The sequence below is a fragment of the uncultured Tissierella sp. genome, from assembly GCF_902479755.1.
GTDB lineage: Bacteria > Bacillota > Clostridia > Tissierellales > Tissierellaceae > Tissierella > Tissierella carlieri.
Window position 1 is genome coordinate 17,595 of record NZ_CABSQO010000025.1, and the last position, 18,254, is coordinate 35,848.

The 18,254-nt window shown below is 29.6% G+C and carries 16 protein-coding genes; all 16 read right to left on the reverse strand.

The window, feature by feature from the left end; translation table 11 throughout:
• Nucleotides 1-4: 4 nt before the first annotated feature.
• On the reverse strand, nucleotides 5-562 hold the full coding sequence (hxlB, locus tag RDK80_RS13400) for a 6-phospho-3-hexuloisomerase (RefSeq protein ID WP_256311116.1): 558 nt from the start codon (nucleotides 560-562) through the stop codon (nucleotides 5-7).
• A 16-nt stretch (nucleotides 563-578) separates the two neighbouring features.
• Complete coding sequence (locus RDK80_RS13405) at nucleotides 579-1,613, reverse strand: ABC transporter permease (protein WP_216560238.1); 1,035 nt, start codon at nucleotides 1,611-1,613, stop codon at nucleotides 579-581.
• Nucleotides 1,614-1,633: 20 nt separating this feature from the next.
• Nucleotides 1,634-2,641, reverse strand: a complete 1,008-nt coding sequence (locus RDK80_RS13410) for an ABC transporter permease (RefSeq protein ID WP_256311115.1) — start codon at nucleotides 2,639-2,641, stop codon at nucleotides 1,634-1,636.
• Nucleotides 2,634-4,154, reverse strand: a complete 1,521-nt coding sequence (locus RDK80_RS13415) for a sugar ABC transporter ATP-binding protein (RefSeq protein ID WP_308524537.1) — start codon at nucleotides 4,152-4,154, stop codon at nucleotides 2,634-2,636. Before RDK80_RS13415 ends, RDK80_RS13410 begins: the two co-directional genes overlap by 8 nt.
• Nucleotides 4,155-4,227: 73 nt before the next feature.
• A complete protein-coding gene (locus RDK80_RS13420) occupies nucleotides 4,228-5,262 on the reverse strand; it encodes an autoinducer 2 ABC transporter substrate-binding protein (protein WP_308524538.1) in 1,035 nt (344 codons plus the stop codon).
• A gap of 67 nt (nucleotides 5,263-5,329) precedes the next feature.
• Nucleotides 5,330-6,337 (reverse strand): LacI family DNA-binding transcriptional regulator, encoded by a 1,008-nt coding sequence (locus tag RDK80_RS13425; RefSeq protein ID WP_308524539.1) that lies wholly within the window; start codon nucleotides 6,335-6,337, stop codon nucleotides 5,330-5,332.
• Nucleotides 6,338-6,586: 249 nt separating this feature from the next.
• Nucleotides 6,587-7,612, reverse strand: a complete 1,026-nt coding sequence (locus tag RDK80_RS13430; protein ID WP_308524540.1) for a lysylphosphatidylglycerol synthase transmembrane domain-containing protein — start codon at nucleotides 7,610-7,612, stop codon at nucleotides 6,587-6,589.
• On the reverse strand, nucleotides 7,609-8,151 hold the full coding sequence (locus RDK80_RS13435; RefSeq protein ID WP_216560256.1) for a hypothetical protein: 543 nt from the start codon (nucleotides 8,149-8,151) through the stop codon (nucleotides 7,609-7,611). Before RDK80_RS13435 ends, RDK80_RS13430 begins: the two co-directional genes overlap by 4 nt.
• Nucleotides 8,123-8,860, reverse strand: a complete 738-nt coding sequence (locus tag RDK80_RS13440) for a polysaccharide deacetylase family protein (protein WP_308524541.1) — start codon at nucleotides 8,858-8,860, stop codon at nucleotides 8,123-8,125. The genes RDK80_RS13435 and RDK80_RS13440 overlap by 29 nt, the downstream gene beginning before the upstream one ends.
• A gap of 22 nt (nucleotides 8,861-8,882) precedes the next feature.
• A complete protein-coding gene (locus RDK80_RS13445; RefSeq protein WP_308524542.1) occupies nucleotides 8,883-9,989 on the reverse strand; it encodes a glycosyltransferase in 1,107 nt (368 codons plus the stop codon).
• A complete protein-coding gene (locus tag RDK80_RS13450) occupies nucleotides 9,979-11,109 on the reverse strand; it encodes a glycosyltransferase (protein ID WP_256311108.1) in 1,131 nt (376 codons plus the stop codon). The genes RDK80_RS13445 and RDK80_RS13450 overlap by 11 nt, the downstream gene beginning before the upstream one ends.
• Before the next feature lie 300 nt (nucleotides 11,110-11,409).
• Nucleotides 11,410-12,015 carry a pyroglutamyl-peptidase I gene (gene pcp / locus RDK80_RS13455; protein WP_308524543.1) on the reverse strand — a complete coding sequence of 202 codons (606 nt, stop codon included), beginning with the start codon at nucleotides 12,013-12,015 and terminating at the stop codon, nucleotides 11,410-11,412.
• 15 nt (nucleotides 12,016-12,030) lie between these two features.
• Complete coding sequence (locus RDK80_RS13460; protein ID WP_308524544.1) at nucleotides 12,031-13,059, reverse strand: biotin-dependent carboxyltransferase family protein; 1,029 nt, start codon at nucleotides 13,057-13,059, stop codon at nucleotides 12,031-12,033.
• Entirely contained in the window at nucleotides 13,046-13,795 is a 750-nt protein-coding gene (gene pxpB, locus RDK80_RS13465) for a 5-oxoprolinase subunit PxpB (protein ID WP_308524545.1), read from the reverse strand. The genes RDK80_RS13460 and pxpB overlap by 14 nt, the downstream gene beginning before the upstream one ends.
• Before the next feature lie 15 nt (nucleotides 13,796-13,810).
• Nucleotides 13,811-14,581: a 5-oxoprolinase subunit PxpA gene (locus tag RDK80_RS13470; RefSeq protein ID WP_308524546.1), complete on the reverse strand. Its 771-nt coding sequence runs from the start codon at nucleotides 14,579-14,581 to the stop codon at nucleotides 13,811-13,813.
• A 267-nt stretch (nucleotides 14,582-14,848) separates the two neighbouring features.
• A complete protein-coding gene (locus RDK80_RS13475) occupies nucleotides 14,849-18,253 on the reverse strand; it encodes a DEAD/DEAH box helicase (RefSeq protein ID WP_308524547.1) in 3,405 nt (1,134 codons plus the stop codon).
• Nucleotide 18,254: the final 1 nt, after the last annotated feature.

Sequence of the window (18,254 nt, forward strand, 5' to 3'; positions counted from 1 at the left end):
ATGATTATTCAAAATTTCTATGACGATTTGACATTTCCTCAAAAGTAGTCTCACTATTATCTACAAGACTCATAATAATCATATCGAATAGTATAAACAAGGATTGTTCAAATAAATTTCCCATGGGTTGAATGGACGGTACTACATTATCTTTTCCTTTATAAACACTTGCAGGTACCCATAGAACAAAATCTGCTAGTTCTGCTGTCTTCCTATCAGGAACTCCTGTTATAAGAGCTATATTGGCTCCAGCCTTTTTAATTTCATTTACTACATAATGGATATGCCCTATTTCTCCAGACCCTGACGTGAAAATAAAAAGATCATCTTTTCTGACAGCAGGAGTTGTATCATCCCAACACCAATGCACTTCTTTTCCATAATGCATTAATCTCATGGCAAAGGCACGAGTCGCAAGTCCTTCTCTTCCTACTCCCATCAAAAATATTCTATCGGATTTATTTATCATATCCATAAGATGTTCTATGTCTTTGTAGTCAATTCTTTCAAATACTTGATCCAATTCTTCTAAAATAGTTTTGTATACTAAATTAAATTTCATATTAGATTCCTCCAATTTAATTAGCTTTTATTTTTCTTGATAATTTCAATGATTTTCCATTGTCAATGAAAAAGTTTGTAATCATTACAGCTAATAACAATATCCCCCATATCAGCTTTTTGGAATATGGCGTAAATTGAAATATTGTAAATGCACTCTGAAGAAATTGTAAAACTGTTATTCCTAAGGCAACGCCAAATAATTTCCCTTTACCTCCATCTGGATCAATACCTCCTAATACAGCTACTAAAATTGTTTGTAATTGATAAGTATCTCCAAATCCCATTCTAGCAGAGTTAACTCTAGAAATTATAATTAAAGACGAGATACCTACTAAAAATCCAATCATAGCATAGGTTTTTATTAGCACCTTTTCAGCATCAACTCCTGAAAATCTTAAAGCTACTGAGTTTTGACCCACCATATATATTTCACTTCCAAACTTTGTCTTAGATAATATAAATGACACTATAATAAAGGTAATAACCAGTAAAATAAATATATATGGAATATCAAATAATGTCTTTGAACTAAGCTTCGAAAATTCTCTTATGCCAACTCTAACACTTTCACCATTAGTTAGGGCCATACCTATTCCTGTATATAATATCATAGTCCCAAGGGTAGCTAATATTGGTGGAATAGATAGTTTTGATATTAATATTCCGTTGAATAATCCACATAAAGTTGAGCATGCTAATGCAGCTAAAACTGCAATTAATATAGTAACTCCACTACTAACACTTTCTATATTAAAAAATTTACCTGATAGTACAAAAGCTGCTATTATACCTGAAAGCCCTGCATTTGCTACTATCGAAAGATCAATTCCTCCAGTTAACATAGCTAGTGACATAGCAATAGCTAAAAATCCAAATTCACTGATTTGAAAAGCCATAGATTGAAAATTATTTATAGAAAAAAACTTACCCTTCAATGTAATACCAAGAAATAAAGTTACTGTAGTGAATACTCCCAATAAAACAAGCATATTTGTATCATTTTTTAGGATACCATTAAACTTATGATACTTTTCATGTGTCGGTTTCAAATTAATCACCTCTTACTTAATCATTTAGTAAATATTAACTGTTTTCTATTATTCTTTCGTTCTTGATAAGATATAATAGAAACACTTGCTATAAGAATTATTCCAATGAATAAATCATTCCATGAAGTTGATAATCCCAAAAATACAAGAGTAGATTTAAATATTTGAATAATTCCTACTCCCAAAATTGCACCTAAAATAGTACCTTCACCACCAGTTAATCGTATTCCACCTATAACTACAGCAGCTATAACCATCAATTCACTTCCAACTAAGGATACAGGATTTATTAAATCTATTTCAGAGAAATAAACTATACCCATAATACCTGATAGTAATCCCATATAGGTATAAACAAATAATTTTGTTTTAAGTATATTTATTCCTGCTCTAAGAGCTGATTCCTCTGAATTTCCAATTGCAAAAATACTACGTCCCAATATAGTTCTATATAAAATAAACCAAGTAACAGCAAGAATAACTACAGCTATTACAAAGAATAATGGAATTCCATAAGATCCAGAACCATTGGTAATTGTAAATAACCGAGCCTTCCCGAAATTAAACAAAGACTGTGGTTTATCAGCCACAGAAATACTGCTTGTACCTATAAAGGTAGTCATAAATCCATAGAAAACACTAGATGTCCCTAAGGTAACAATAAATGTAGATAATTTGAAAAAATGAATTATTAAAGCATTTATAATTCCTAGACAACATCCTATAAAAGCAGAGAACAATAATGCAAAATAAATATTATCAATTCCCAGGCTAAGCATCAATCGTATAGATGAATATCCACTTACTACTGCAATGGCAGTAAAAGAAACATCAATTCCTCCAGATATTAAAACTACCAAAGCACCAGCAGCTAATATTAATGTTCCTGAAGATGTCCTGAGCAGGTCAAATAACGTATTCATAGACAAAAAGTTTTTACTTACGGTACTAACAATTAATATATATACTGCCAATATACTTATTAAATATTTCTCCATTGGTTTTAGTTTTCTAAACCTTTTATTCATCTTCTAGCCTCCCTAATGGATTGTTAATAATTTCAAAAATCTTGTCCTGAACATTATCATTATCAAGATCATCTTCATCTAAATATTTAATAATCTTACCTTCATGCATTATTATTACTTTATTACAGTTTGCTAATATTTCTTCTATCTCATCTGAAATAAGTATAATTCCCATGCCTTTATTTGCATTTTCTTGAATTTTATCATATATTTCAGATTTTGAACCTATATCAACTCCTACAGTAGGTGTATCTAATATGAATACCTTAGGATCAGTAACCATCCATTTTCCAAGAACAATTTTCTGTTGATTTCCTCCAGACAATTTCTTTACATGTAATTCTATATCCTTATTATTTACATTCATATTATTTACAACTTCTGTAGAGATTCTTTCTTGCTTATTCTTATCTATTACTCCAAAATTATTTTTAAGCTGATTCAGTATGGTAGCACCTATATTAAACTTAGCACTACTTTCAAGAAATAAACCCTGAGTTAATCTATCCTCAGGTAAAAGAGCTATACCATATTCCATAGCTGTAGTTGGAGAGTCTATATTCACAGATTTATTGTCAATTATAATCTCACCACTATCAAAAGGATTTAATCCAAATAATGATAGTGCAATTTCCGTCCTACCAGAACCTAACAAACCTGTAATCCCCAAAATATCTCCCTTTTTAAGGGTAAAATTAATATCTTCAAACATACCTTTTTTAGTAAGGCTTTTTACCTCTAAAATTTTATCATCTTTTGAATATGTCTTTTTATATCTGGAATACCCAATCTCTCTTCCAGTCATATAATAAGATAAGCTTTTAGGATTAAGCTCATTAGCAGTAAAATCTCCTACCTTTTCACCATCTCTAATAACAGTTATACTATCTGATACTTCAAAAATCTCATTTAATTTATGACTTATAAAAACAACAGAAATACCCTTTTGTTTTAATCCTAAAACAATAGATAATAATCTATCTACTTCTTTTTTTGTCAAGGCAGTAGTTGGTTCATCCATGAATAAAACCTTTGCATCTAAACTTAAAGCCCTACAAATTGCTACTAATTGTCTATTAGCTATAGATAAATTTCTAATTGGGGCATTTAAATCTAAAAACGCACCTATTTTATCTAATTGTTCTCCAGCAATTCTATATATTTCTTTCCAATTTATAAATTTACTTTTGCTGTAAATCATTTTATTCATAGCAATATTTTCGGCAACACTCATATGCAAAAATAAAGATAAATCTTGGTAAATAACCTGAATGCCTTCTTCTATTGCAGTTATTGGAGTTAGACAACTATAACTTCTATCTTCAATATTTATTGACCCTTTATCAGGTGTATAGACACCAGACAGGATCTTAACAAGGGTTGACTTACCACAACCATTTTCACCTGCAAGGCATTTAATATTGCCCTTTTCAATTTCTACATTAATGTTTTTAAGAGCATGAACTCCATCAAAACTCTTGGAAATATTCTTTGCTGATAATATGTTTCCCATTAAATTCTCTCCCATCTTATGATAATAAAGACAAAGGAAAAGTTTTTATTCCTTTGTCTTTATGTTGCACAAATTAGAATGGATATTTTCCAGGTTCAAATGTTCCTTTTTTTAATTCCAAAGGAGCATTACCATATACAACTTTATCTGTGATTTTAATACTTTCATATCCAGGTCTACCTAAATCTATTCCATCTTTAATTTCTTCTCCAGCAAGAATTTTGTACGCAAGATTCACACTTGCATAACCAGCATCTGCTGGTCTCCAAGTTTGAGCATGTGCCATAAAACCATCCTCAAGATAAGGACCTGATACAGAAGGAATACCTAAACTAACAACTTTAACATCAGTATTGTTTCTTTCCTTTAGAACAGAAGCCATATTGCTTCCTGCTGAAACTGAAGTTCCTACAAATCCTTGTAAATCAGGATGTGCATTTAATATTTCAAGAGCTTTATCTCTAGCAATTTTATCATCATTCTTATCTTCATATGGTTGCTCAGATATAGGTGTCATCTCAGGATAATTGGCTTTAATATGTTCCATTCCAGCATTATACCACTCCATATGAGTTTCCATGGTTAATCCACCAACCATGGCAGCAAATTTACCTTTACCACCCATAGCCTTTGCCAACTCATCAAACATAAGTACTCCGAAGGATTTATTGTCAAAAGCTTCAACATCATAATCTATTACATCTGCTAAACCAGCAGCTTCATGACTAATGATTATTATTCCTTTTTCTTTAGCTCTTTCTAAAACTGGTCTCATAGCATCTGGATCATTTGGAACAACAGCTATAGCATCTACACCTTGTGCTATTAAGTCTTCAACCATTTGTACTTGTTTAGCAGGGTCTCCACCTTCAGGAGCAATCTGCCAAGCTTTTACTTTTCCTTTATATTCATTATTAAACTCTTCTACTCCCTTTCTCATATCATCAAACCATGGAATACCTTCATGTTTTGCTACCATTACTATTTCAAATACATCTTCTCCATCACTAGCTGATTGATTATTTCCTTTTGGACTACATGCTGCTACTAATGATAAAATCATTAATAGTGAGATAAATGCTAATATTCTTCTTGAGTATCTCTTCATTAAATTTTCCTCCTAATAATATTTATTTGTAAAATTCAGCATTATTCTGAATGATTTACCACATTAACTAGTCTACCAATGATTGAGACATTACTTCTGATGATAAAAAAGTTGATTCTCTTTGGATTAATTTTGTTTCTACTAAATAATTTTTAATGACTATGTCTTCACCATTAATTAAATCAATTAGAAATTCTACTGCCAATGCACCTAAATCCTTAATAGGTTGCTCTATAGTCGTCAAGGAAGGATGCACTAACTCACATATAAAGCTATTATCAAATCCAATTATTTGTATATCATCTGGAATTCTTATACCTTTTTCCTTTAAATACTTCATCACTGTAGCTGCAGCAATGTCATTAAAAACAAATATTCCATCATACTTTTCAATATTTATAATGTTATTTAAATTTTCTTCAAGCATTTTAACTTGAAAGTCACTTTCAAATCCTATAACATGGACTTCAAGATTTTTTTCCTTTGCACCATCTATGAATCCCTGATATCTCATTTCAGTAGCATCAAAGGTCTTAGGCCCCTTTATATGCAAGATACTTCTGCATCCTCTTTCATATAAATGATTAAAAGCCATTTTACCTCCTTTATAGTTATCAGAAGATATAGTGAGAATAGACGGTGATATATGATTTTCAAAAGAAATAACTGGAATCTGAATATTCAGATATTCATCCTTGCACATACTCCTAGAAGCTATAATACCTGCTACTCTATGACTTTTTAGTACCTCTAAATATTCCTTTTCTTTTTCCTCATTGTCTTCCGTATTACATAAAAACAATGTATATCCAAATCTATTAGCATGTTCTTCTATTACAGTAGCCATTTGATTAAAAAATGGATTTGTAATATTAGGAATCATTAAACCTAATGTTTTAGAGTTTTTGGTAAAGATTGCTCTTGCCAATGCATTAGGTGTATATCCAGATTCATCGATTTCCTTTTGAATCTTCAACTTTACCTCTTCACTTACATATCCTGTATTATTTATGTATCTCGATACTGTGGCTATTCCTACTCCCGCCCTTTTGGCGATTTCTCTAATATTTGGCATAATCTTTCAACCTCATATTCTTTATATAATTGTATGAAACATGTTCCACATGATTGATTATAATTATATCATTATAAAATACTATCGTCAATAGCGGGACATAGTCATATAGCGATGTCCAATATTTGTCCCACTATTCAAATAAATAAGGTGTCCCTCTTTCTATATATAAAGGGACACCTTATTTATCTATATTCTCATGCACTTCACAAATAGATAAAGTGAATGGATACTCCGAAAAATCTCTAATTAATTACTTGGTTTCAGTTTTTTCCTTTTTTGGTAAATGTAATCTATTAATGTAACTGCTCCACTTATTAAAAGTCTAAGATAATAATCTATTATACGCCATAATAGAGTTGCATATGATAAAATTTTATTAGGAAATAATGTCTTAAACAGAATATAGAATCCACCTTCTGAAGCACCTGCTGTACCTGGAGTTGGCATAAAAGAAATTGCCATATAATGAAGTGATTGAATAGCAATAATATCCAAATAAGAAATCCTTTTCAGACCTATTGCTAAATATACGAAATAGGTAATGGAAAAATAAAATGTTAATTGTAAAGTAGTAATTAAGATTAAATATATAGTAGTTATTTTATTTTGTTTAATAATTTTTATACTGTCCATATAATCTGCTAAGCTATTATTCAACTTTTCAATTGCCTTATCTATATCACTTACTAATTTTAATTTATGTCCGACTTTAAACAATTTAATTAAAAGATTTTTAATAAGTTTTTCATTTAAAAAAAGTCCTATTACTATTACAATTCCAAGAAAGTTTATAAAGCATCCTAATATTATAAATGACAATGCGACTCTTGATTTATCATATAAAAATTTAAATTTAAAAACAAACATGATTATAGCATAAAATGTAACTACCAATTGGTAAATTAAAAATTTATTTATCAGTAAAGAAGTAGCTACCCCTAGGGGGATTCCATCATTCACTAGAGAATATATCTGTGCAGGCTGTCCTCCAGTAGCAAAGGGTGTAATAGAACTATAATATTGTCCAATCATACTAAGTTTCATTGAAGATATAAAATTAGTATCTACACTTAATATTTTTTTCATTTTATAAATTATATAACCATCACAAATCCAAAATAATAATAATGATAAAAAAGATATAATTAGAAATATTTTATTTGTATTTTTAATTATGGATGGTAAATCTGATAAATCATTGCTATCAATTAATATCCATAATGTAGTTCCTATAAGTAATATTAAAATTACATAATTTATTGCTTTTTTCATAAATTAGTCCTGCTTCTCATTCTATCTACTAATTGATCATTTGTTATCCAGAATTCCTTCATTTTTCTTTTCTTCCTCCTCTTGTTGCTATATTTTCTGCTATATACTGTCTCTAATATCCGTTCCCATAATTCTACAAAAAATGAATTCAATATAGAATTTATATCTATAATCATAAATCCTTCCCTTTTCAATAAAGGATAAAGTAAAGTTTTTCCATGAAAAGCCTTTATATCTATAAATTTACTATCTTTTCCGACAGCATAGGCCAAAGAGTCTAGCTCATCTTTAAAGATTGTAACTATATCTTTAAAACTTAGATCCATATTCCTTATTTTTTGATTATCTATATGAATTTCAGCTAGAAAATCTCCTCTTTTAATAATAGTTCCATCAGGAAGACCTTTTTCCTTACCTCTATAGATATGAGGAGCAACATATAGTACTTGTTCTTTAGCATGTGGAATATATAGCCAATTACTATGTCTTACTATTTTCTTATCTATTAATTCAACTATCTTTAGAAACAATTTTCTCATACTTATTACCCCTCTTACTCTCATCTATTGTTTTAAATTTAAATCCTTTTTCTATTAATTTGGGAATAATTATTTCTAAAGCCTTAATAGTATTTTCAGGTGCATTCTCTGCCCCATTGCTATCATGTAATACTATTATATCTCCTGACTTTGTATTATCGACAATTTTATTAATTATATGTTCCACAGTAGTTTTCTTACTCCAATCTTGGGCATTTAGACTCCATAGTATTGTCTCTAGTTTATTCTTTCTTGAAAAATATGAAGTAAATAGATTGAACGTACCCCAAGGTGGTCTAAAGTACTCTAATGAATAATTAAGATCATTAAAAATTTCCATGGATTTTTCAAAATCCCTTTTAGTTTTCCAGAAAAGAGATAGCCAAAAGCTCCTATGACTATAAGAATGTAGGCCTAATCCATGTCCATCTTCAATCATCTTATTAATTATATCTGGATGTTTCTTAGCCTTATTAGCCACTACAAAAAATGTTGCTTTTATTTCGTATCTTTCCAAAATTTTTAGTATCCTTAATGTATATCTAGGATCTGGACCATCATCAAAGGTTAAAAAAATACTATCCTCATTATCAATTTTTTTAATTATATATCTGCATTTGTTTCTAAAATATATATTAGGTAAAATATTATAGGCAGTGAATCCAAGCCCTAAAGCTTTTACTGCAATGAAAAGATTTATTTGAATCACCTTCTTTACTTTAAAGATATAGCTATTTATGAAGTAATTTTATAGCCTCTTCTCCTAAAACTCTCATATTTATCTTTTGTTTTAAAGCACCTATATTTTTCTTATATATACCAATTTCTCCTGTATTATCAGCTAAATCTTTTATAATAGAATATAAGCTATCCATATCTAAAGCAATAATACCAATAGATTTTTTAACTATAAATTTAGCATTCTCTAGCTCCTGCCCTAACTTAGGATTGTAAACAACTAGTGGAAGTTCTGAAGCAATAGCCTCAAACACAGTGATTCCACCAGGTTTAGTTACTAATATATCTGATTGAGCCATTAAAGAAGCTATTTCATCAGTATAGCCAATAGGTATAACTCTTTCCATGTTCATCTCTAATAGTTTTGCTAATAATTCTCTATTTTTCCCCGTTAATACTATAGTAGTTACTTTACCAAGTTCATTGAATCTACGATAAAATTCTTCATCTTCTGGTAATAGCCCCACCCCTCCACCCATGACCATAATAATTAAATGATCCTTTGGTAGGTTTAATGATGGTATACCTTTTTCCTTTATTAAAAACTCTTTTCTAAGGGGTATACCCGTTACAATTATCTTTTGCTTCTCAATACCCTTTTCTATCATCTTATTTTTCACATATTCTGTAGCTACAAAATATTTAGAACAGTTAGGTGCAATCCATTCCCATCCATGAACTACATCTGTAATACATGTAATTAATGGCATAGAAAAAAAATCTTTTTCTTTCAAATTTGAAATATAGTGTGAGGCCGTAGGAAAAGTTGAAATTATCATTTTAGGCTTAACATCTAATAAATATTTTTTTAATCTATTTAAATTATACTTATAAAAAAATTTATCTGTATATAAATGTTCATTTTGACTTTTTTTATAGTAAAAACGATTATATATCTCAGGACTTTTCTTTACTAAATCTATATAAAATTTATACATATTCTTAGATAGCTTAGGCATCAAAATTTGAAAAACATCTACAATTTCTATGTTTATGGAAGAATCCATATCTAATATATGTTCTTTAATTCCTTTGGCTACACTTATGTGACCTAGTCCAAACTTTGACGTCAAGATTAATATATCTATATTACCCTCCATAGACAGTACCTAATCTATAGTTGTAGTCTTGTATCAGCTTTTCTCCTAGTTTAAAAACCTTATCTAGGGAAAATTGTTGAGATAGCTTTTCCATTCTTTTTCTCATAGCTTCTAAAATCTCAGGATTATCCATAACAGTTTCTATAGTTGCCTTTATATTATTTTCTTCTACATAGATTGCCAAGCCTTCTTTTACTAAGAAGTTTAAATTTTCTTTTTCCTGCCCTGGTATATAATATGGTGATATTATAGGAAGTCTTTTTGCTATGGCTTCAGATATTGTTAGCCCTCCAGGTTTAGTTATAATAACATCAGAAGTTTCCATTAAGTAAGGAATTTCATTTGTAAATCCATATAACTCAATCCTTCCAGCATTAATTAAATCAAGATAATGATTTTCTATTGAGTTTCTTAATTGATTATTATTTCCACAAACCACTACAATATGAAAATTTCTTTCTAAAGATACGATATTTTGTAATACTGTTTTCATATTTTTTAGTCCCAAACTGCCTGCCATTAATAAAACTTGAAAGTTTTCTTTTTTAATTTGCTCATTCCTAGAGTCTTTAAAGAATTCCCTTTTAATAGGTATGCCATAAGAATAAATTTTATCTCTCGACATCCCCCTTCTTTCTAAAGTTTTATTTGTATAGGCACTTCCAGTAATGTAGGCATCTACATTTGAATTTATATAAATATAGTGTGCTTCATAATCTGTAACCACAGAAATAAAAGGAATATTAATCATTTTATTGTCTTTCAAATGTCCTATAACACTTACTACAAAAGCATGAGTTCCTATAATTAAATCTGGATCCTCTTGCAAGATAGTATGATAGATTTTTTGTGCCGCTATTTTAGTAAAAGATTTTGTGACAAACTTATTGATAATTTCATTATTACTAATTTCATAAATACTACCGTAAAAATTAGGAAATTTATTAATAAGAATTTTATAAAAATCCATAAAAATAGTCTCTGATACTTTATTTATCTCCTTTAATATATCTACTTTTTTTACTTTATAACCTCTCTTTGTAAATTCTCCCTCTAAAGATGATGCAGCTTCATTATGACCGCCACCTGTAGCAGCAGTAAATATTAAAACCTTATCCATAATTAATCCCCCTATTTAGATGTTTTAAGTCATTTTTCGAGATATTTTTAAATCATCATTTAATTTTACAATATCACGCCTATATTAATATAACGTTAATTATAGATTAAAACTTCCTAATTCTTTATATATTTTTTATTTTCTTTATGTATCAGTGTACTATCTTCATAGTACACCAGCACTGCAATGTTTGTCAACTATTAAAATATATTGTAGGGATTTAATAAATTCTCAAATAATTTTTATCAATCAAAAAACAGGAGAAACTCCTATTCTCTAAGGGGACCTCTCCTGTTTTCTTTAATTTCCAATACTAACTTCAATTGCAATAGTAAGTGCCTTTACAATATAATCCAATGACATACTAGGTGCCATCCTCTTATCTATAACCTGTTCTGGTATATATGGTATATGAATGAATCCACCTTTTATATTTTTGTATTTCTTGTCTATATTATAGAGTAAGCTATACATAATATGATTACATACATAAGTACCTGCTGAATTAGATATTTCTGCTGGGATTTTATTTTCTTTTAGTTTATTCACTATTTCCTTTATTGGTAATGTTGAAAAATAAGCTGCATCACTACCTTCAAATATAGGTTTATCTATAGGCTGATTTCCTTCATTATCTGGTATACCAGCATCATCAATATTTATAGCTACCCTCTCAACACTTATCTTATCTCTTCCACCTGCTTGACCAACGCAAATAACTATATCTGGTCTATCTTCTTCCAACGCCATTTCTAATATTTCTTTAGATTTCATAAATACAGTAGGTAGTTCTAATTTAACTATTTCAGCACCTAATATCTTATCTTTTAGCATCTTAACTCCTTCAAGAGCTGGATTTATTGTTTCTCCTCCAAATGGTTCAAATCCTGTAACTAGCACTTTCAAAATATCTCCCGCCTTTCATTTTATCTCCCTAATACTAATATTATAACTTTTTCTATCTATTTTTAGGTTAAATTTTCTTATCTTATTAAATTCAAATCTATTACTATCTATTATATCTTTGATTTTATTAAATGTATTTTCATATTCTTTATAGATCTGATGAGCTTCTTCAAGAGATACTTTTTTAAATCTAATTAAATTCCCTGTTCCCATCTGACCCAGTTTTGATAGGTCTGGAGTTATTACTGTTGCTATCTTAGTATATCCTCCAGTAGTAGCTCTATCAGCCATCATAATTATTGGAGATCCATGACCTGGGACCTGAATAGAGCCGAAGACTATGCCATCAGAAATAATATCCGCATCCTTTTTATGAATGATCTTAGGTCCATCTAATCTATAACCCATCCTATCAGCTTCAGAAGTAATAGTATATTTTGAATTAAGGAAAGTTCCTATAGCATCATCAGTGAAATAATTATCCTGTGGCCCCATAATCACTCTAATGGTTTCTTCTTTTTTATATATAGGAAGAAATTTTTGAGGTAGATAACTTCCTGAATTATGTAAATCTCTAGAGCCTAGTTTTATCTCATCTCCACTAACTAGCTTTCTTCCTTTATATCCTCCTAATCCACCTCTAGTAAAAGTAGATTTACTCCCCATTATATCTGGAACATCAATTCCTCTACTAAAAGCAATATAAGTTCTTACACCACTGACTAATCCAGAAAAACTAAGAATATCTCCAGCCTTAATTAAAAGACTAGTCCACATAGGTACACTTTCTCCATTAATCTTTGGATTCATATCTGCACCAGTAATACTAATTATTTCATTACAATAAAAAATAATCTCCGGTCCTGAGAAAGTGATTTCTAGAATTTCCGAATACTGATGATTTCCCACCAAGATATTAGCAGCTCTAGCAGCAAAATCATCCATAACTCCAGCTACAGGTATGCCAAATCTTTCGTACCCCCATCTTCCTTTATCCTGAATTGTAGTGAAAAGTCCGGGTTTTATAATCTTAATTTTTTCCATGATTACTACCTTCTTTAACGATAATATTCACCTTGTACTGATTTCTTTTAATCAAATCTTGTATCCTTATATATTCTTCTTCTCCAATAGGGACAAATCTTAAATAATCTCCCGCATTTAATAATACAGGAGGACTTTCTAATGGATCATAGAGTTTTATAGGGGTACGTCCTATAAGCTGCCATCCTCCAGGACTATCTATAGGATAAATTCCCGTTTGCTTACCTGCTATGCCAGTGGAGCCAGCAGGTATTTTAGTCCTTGGAACCTGAAGCCTTGGGGTCTCTATTCTTTCATCCATCCCCCCTAGATATCCAAATCCAGGGGTGAATCCCAGCATATATACAAGATAATCTATAGAACTGTGTATTTTAATAACTTCCTCTACAGTAAGATTATTATGATTTGCTACGAATTCAATATCTGGACCATATTCTCCACCATAAACAGTAGGAATTTCAACAATTCTAGCTTCTTCCGAATCAATATTACTTAAAGACTTGTCTATTTCCTTTAAGCTATCGATAAAATCCTTATAATCTATCACCATAGGATCATATATTATCTGTATTGATCTATAGGTAGGAACTATATCAATAATTCCTATTATATTTGACTCATCAATAGCCTTAACCATACTACGAACCTTAGCATTAATCTCTGGGCTGATACTGTTCCCAAATTCGACTATTATAGCCCTGTCCCCTGCAATAATATACCTTACATTTTCATACATAAGCTCCACCAACTTTTATATAAATTCACTTAGACTTTTAATTTGAATTCCATCTTTAATTAAACTCTCTCTAATATATCTTACAAAATCAACAGCCATTGGATTATCACCATGAACACATATGGAATCTGCAACTATAGATATTTTCTTGCCGCTTATTGTAGTAACCTTTCCTTCTAAAACCATATCTTTTATTCTTCTAAAAGCCTCTTCCTTATCATGGATAAAAGCACCGGGTAATTTTCTATTAACTAAGGTACCATCATCATTATAACCCCTATCGGCAAACACTTCTTGAGCAACCCTTAGGCCATTTTCTTCAGCAAGTTTAGCTATATAACTACCACTTAGAGCAAGAAGTATAATATCCTTGTCCACATCTAGAATACCCTTAATTATTGCCTCCGCTATTTCCTCCTTGACGGATGCTGTATTATAAAATGCCCCATGAAGCTTCATATGTTGAATCTTACCGCCATTTGCCCTAGCAAAAGCACTTAATGCCCCTAACTGATAAATCATATAAGCTCTGGCTTCCTTTGGACTAATATCCATATTTCTCCTGCCAAACCCCATTAAATCAGGATAACCCGGATGTGCTCCTATGGCTACATTATTATTTATGGCCTCCCTTACAGTGTGTTCCATAATCAATGGATCACCTGCATGCCATCCGCAGGCAATATTAACAGAAGTCACATATTTAATTACCTCTTCATCCATACCTAAATTGTAAGAGCCAAAGCTTTCACCAATATCAGAGTTTAAATCTACAATACCATTCATAATAACATCTCCTCATTAACTTGATATCACAATTAAAAACCCTCTGTTTTATAGTAACAGAAGGCTTTAGTATTTTCAATATAGCCCCGTAGATCTGGGATGGTATTTTTATATCACTCAAACCACTGCAAAATTCTCAATATTTTATATCAGTTTAAATCCACTTCTTAATGTTTCCGTAGCTTTATCCTATGTCCTTTAAGAGACACAACTCTTATTCCTCTATTCTTTCTTTCATCACTGCTAGTAGTTTTCCTAATCCCATTTTTAAACAATAATTACTTTACAACTCATGCTACTGCCATATTCATTTTCTATAAACACCCAAACAACATTACCTTTGGCTTCTAATATCTCGTAAATATACTTTGAATACTCCCTATCTATGTATCCTATCTTTTTATCTTCTAGTGTAAATATTCCTATAGCGAATTCATCATGTAGATTGTCTCTTTCATGTTTAATTAATAAAGGATCACCTTCTATTAACTTTATTGTCTCATATAGTCCATATCCTTTAATACTGATTGACAATATCTGGGTATATTCATTAACATCTTGTAAGAATAAATTCTTAAATATCTTCCACTGCTCCAATTCGTGAGAACTTATTAATATACCTAAATTTTCTATGTTAACAAGATTTGCATATTTTGTCCATTCATAAAAATATTCAGGAATAACTATATCCATTTTGCTATGCAGACTGAAAGTTTTCACAGCCTTTATTAAAAGTTCTCTTTCATAAAGACCACTCTCCATTATTTCAACCATCCCCTTATCTTCTACTCCAAACTTACAATAAGCTGGGATGTTGCAAAAATCATCAAATATTCTAAAGCTATTCCATTTAGTTATAGTTTCTAGGTTTTCTACAAATAAAGCATCATATAACTGATAAACTAAACTAAAATACCAAGCCCCTTTATAAATAATTTCTTGGTCTATGAAGTCTACACATTTATCGAAATTTCCATTGAAAAACTTATTACATATTGTTGCATAATTGTCCATAAAAATCCAACTATTTAAACAATTATATATAAATTCTCCATTATAATTAGTTTTGAATTCTGGCAATTCTATTATTTCATTAATTAATTGAATAAATTTAGGATTCAGTTTTCTATTTTCAAATACATAATCTAATTCTTCATCTAAATTATTAATAACCGCATAATATATACCAATAGCAGTGTCAATACTCAATCCTGAGTTTTTCAATATTTTCTTAATAGTAATATTATCGACTAAATCAATCTTATTCCTTATATTAACAACCATTTCTTTTGTATGGAATATTAACTTTTCTTTTTCTTCATGTCTAGCATCTACACTATAAAATAGTGATTCTATTATCTTTAAATAGTCCTCATCAGTTTGAAGTAAGTTATTTTCAGTTAAATCAAAAATAACGGAGTTATATATCCTAATAATTTCCTTTTCACTTTCATCTAATTCGCTCTCTTCCTTTTCCAACACTTCTAACAATTTTTTCACTGAACTATCTATAATAATAGAACTTAAATCTTTATACAAGTAATTATCTCTCATACGAAAAATACGTTTTTCATGACTTTTAACATCATATACAGGATTTAATTTAATTGGTAATACTACATACCCTTCAGTTTCTCTCATAGCCCTACCCGCTCTACCAACTAAATTCTCTATCTCTTCTAAGTTCATTTCATTACTTCCTGCATATAAACTCCCTAATATGATAGCTGATATTGGAAAATTTAATCCTTGCGCTAAAGTAGATGTAGCTGCAAGCACTTTTATAATACCATCTTTAAATGCTATTTCTATAATTCTTTTCACATTATTAGGTAGTCTTTTATGATGAAAAGCAAAACCCAATCTTATAGATTCAACTAAATAATGATCATATCCTATTGTTAGGGCTACATAGTTAGCGATATCATTCAACTTTTCTTTTTCATAACCAGACAATAATATCTTTCTTTCAAACATATTTAAACAAAACGATTTGAACCAACTAGTATTTGGTATATATACCAGAACATTGCCAATATTAGAAAACTTCTCTGCTAAATCAGCACAAAAATTCAGATTTTTATATAATTTGCTTTTGCATGTTACATGTCTTGTTATGCTAGGAAATTTTATATTTCCATGCCTATTATTTGGATAAAATATTCTTATTCCACTTTCTATTAATTCATCATAATGTCCTCGTTTGGGGCTTTCATAATTATTTAAATAATGACCAATTATCTTTATTTGTTTCGTTGGTCTGCAGTCAGTATTAGAATATTCTCTTGTGATATCTGTTCCTATCCATTCCTTAAACTTCAATACATTAGGTAGTACTGCTGATAGAAATAACATCTTAGGCTCATTTCCTAAATTCATCAACTTTATTTTTGCTACTACAAATTCTAATAATAGTCCTCTAGATCCTGATGAAATGTTATGGAATTCGTCAAATACAAAAAGTTTACATCTTTTAATATAATCGTCTTCTTTTCTTATTAGGGAATCGAGCTTTTCTTGTGTTATAATCAATACCTTAGAATCTTCAATCTTATTTTTTTCAATATCAGGACTTAAGACATCATATCCTGACACTAAAGCATCTACATCAATATTTAATCTTTTAAACATTGAACTTAAATCTTGCTTAACCTGACTTAATAGCGCATTTGTTGGTACAACATATATACAAGTATTATCTTTATATTCTTGCAATACTTTTAGAATGCATATCTGAGCAATTAAACTCTTTCCTGAGCTTGTAGGTATATTTACAATATTATTTGTATTAATATCTAATAGATTGTTGTTAATGATTTCAATTTGATGAGACCATAACTCATAAGTTGGTTTACGTTTGCTTCCGATTAATGACTTTATTGAATCCTCTCGTAGATGCTCTCCCAAAACATACCATAATGATTTATTTATTGTCATATGTATGCACTCTTGAATTTTTTTGATGATCCATATTTCTCTATAGTAGTTATTTGTTAAGGCCAACTCATATGTTTTTTCTAAATTAAGTTTTATATCTTCGATAATTTTTTCTTCGCCTGTATTGAGATATATAATAGTTCTATATATCTCTTTGATAATATTATTTAAAATATGATATTTAATATTCTTTGTATTAACTATCATTCTTCTGGCAATTTCCTTTTCATCAATGCTTAAGACTCCATAATTTTTAGAAAGAAAAGCTAATATTGCATAAAAGTATATTTCTTCACCATAAAGATCTTCAATATTAAGATGATATTTACGAAAGATCACATATGCTTTAGAAGGATTATCTCCTAATGCTGCACAACTTATGGCTATTAGTAGCAATTCTAAATATCCGTTCTTAAATTCTTCAAATCTCAATTTATAAATTTTACACAATTGTTCAAATAAATTTAAGCTAATATCAAATAAATCCCGTTTTGTTTGAGAATCTATAGCTTTTTCAAACATTTCATCAGTAGCTAAATCAAATAAAAACAGCCCTATTTCTTTTAGCTTCTTTATTTCATCTTCATCTATAGTGAAAGCTTCTTTATCTTCCACTTGAAGATAATATTTGAGAAGTAAAAAATGAATATTATTAATTTTATTAATTAACTCTATTCTACCTTGATATTTATGTAAGCTTTTGCATATATTATCAATTGTAATTAAATCCCTCATT

Coding starts and splice junctions, on each gene's coding strand:
- hxlB (WP_256311116.1), bottom strand. CDS start 562: ATGAAATTTAATTTAGTATACAAAACTATTTTAGAAGAATTGGATCAA.
- RDK80_RS13410 (WP_256311115.1), bottom strand. CDS start 2,641: ATGAATAAAAGGTTTAGAAAACTAAAACCAATGGAGAAATATTTAATA.
- RDK80_RS13415 (WP_308524537.1), bottom strand. CDS start 4,154: ATGGGAAACATATTATCAGCAAAGAATATTTCCAAGAGTTTTGATGGA.
- RDK80_RS13420 (WP_308524538.1), bottom strand. CDS start 5,262: ATGAAGAGATACTCAAGAAGAATATTAGCATTTATCTCACTATTAATG.
- RDK80_RS13425 (WP_308524539.1), bottom strand. CDS start 6,337: ATGCCAAATATTAGAGAAATCGCCAAAAGGGCGGGAGTAGGAATAGCC.
- RDK80_RS13430 (WP_308524540.1), bottom strand. CDS start 7,612: ATGAAAAAAGCAATAAATTATGTAATTTTAATATTACTTATAGGAACT.
- RDK80_RS13435 (WP_216560256.1), bottom strand. CDS start 8,151: ATGAGAAAATTGTTTCTAAAGATAGTTGAATTAATAGATAAGAAAATA.
- RDK80_RS13445 (WP_308524542.1), bottom strand. CDS start 9,989: ATGGAGGGTAATATAGATATATTAATCTTGACGTCAAAGTTTGGACTA.
- RDK80_RS13450 (WP_256311108.1), bottom strand. CDS start 11,109: ATGGATAAGGTTTTAATATTTACTGCTGCTACAGGTGGCGGTCATAAT.
- RDK80_RS13460 (WP_308524544.1), bottom strand. CDS start 13,059: ATGGAAAAAATTAAGATTATAAAACCCGGACTTTTCACTACAATTCAG.
- pxpB (WP_308524545.1), bottom strand. CDS start 13,795: ATGTATGAAAATGTAAGGTATATTATTGCAGGGGACAGGGCTATAATA.
- RDK80_RS13470 (WP_308524546.1), bottom strand. CDS start 14,581: ATGAATGGTATTGTAGATTTAAACTCTGATATTGGTGAAAGCTTTGGC.
- RDK80_RS13475 (WP_308524547.1), bottom strand. CDS start 18,253: ATGAGGGATTTAATTACAATTGATAATATATGCAAAAGCTTACATAAA.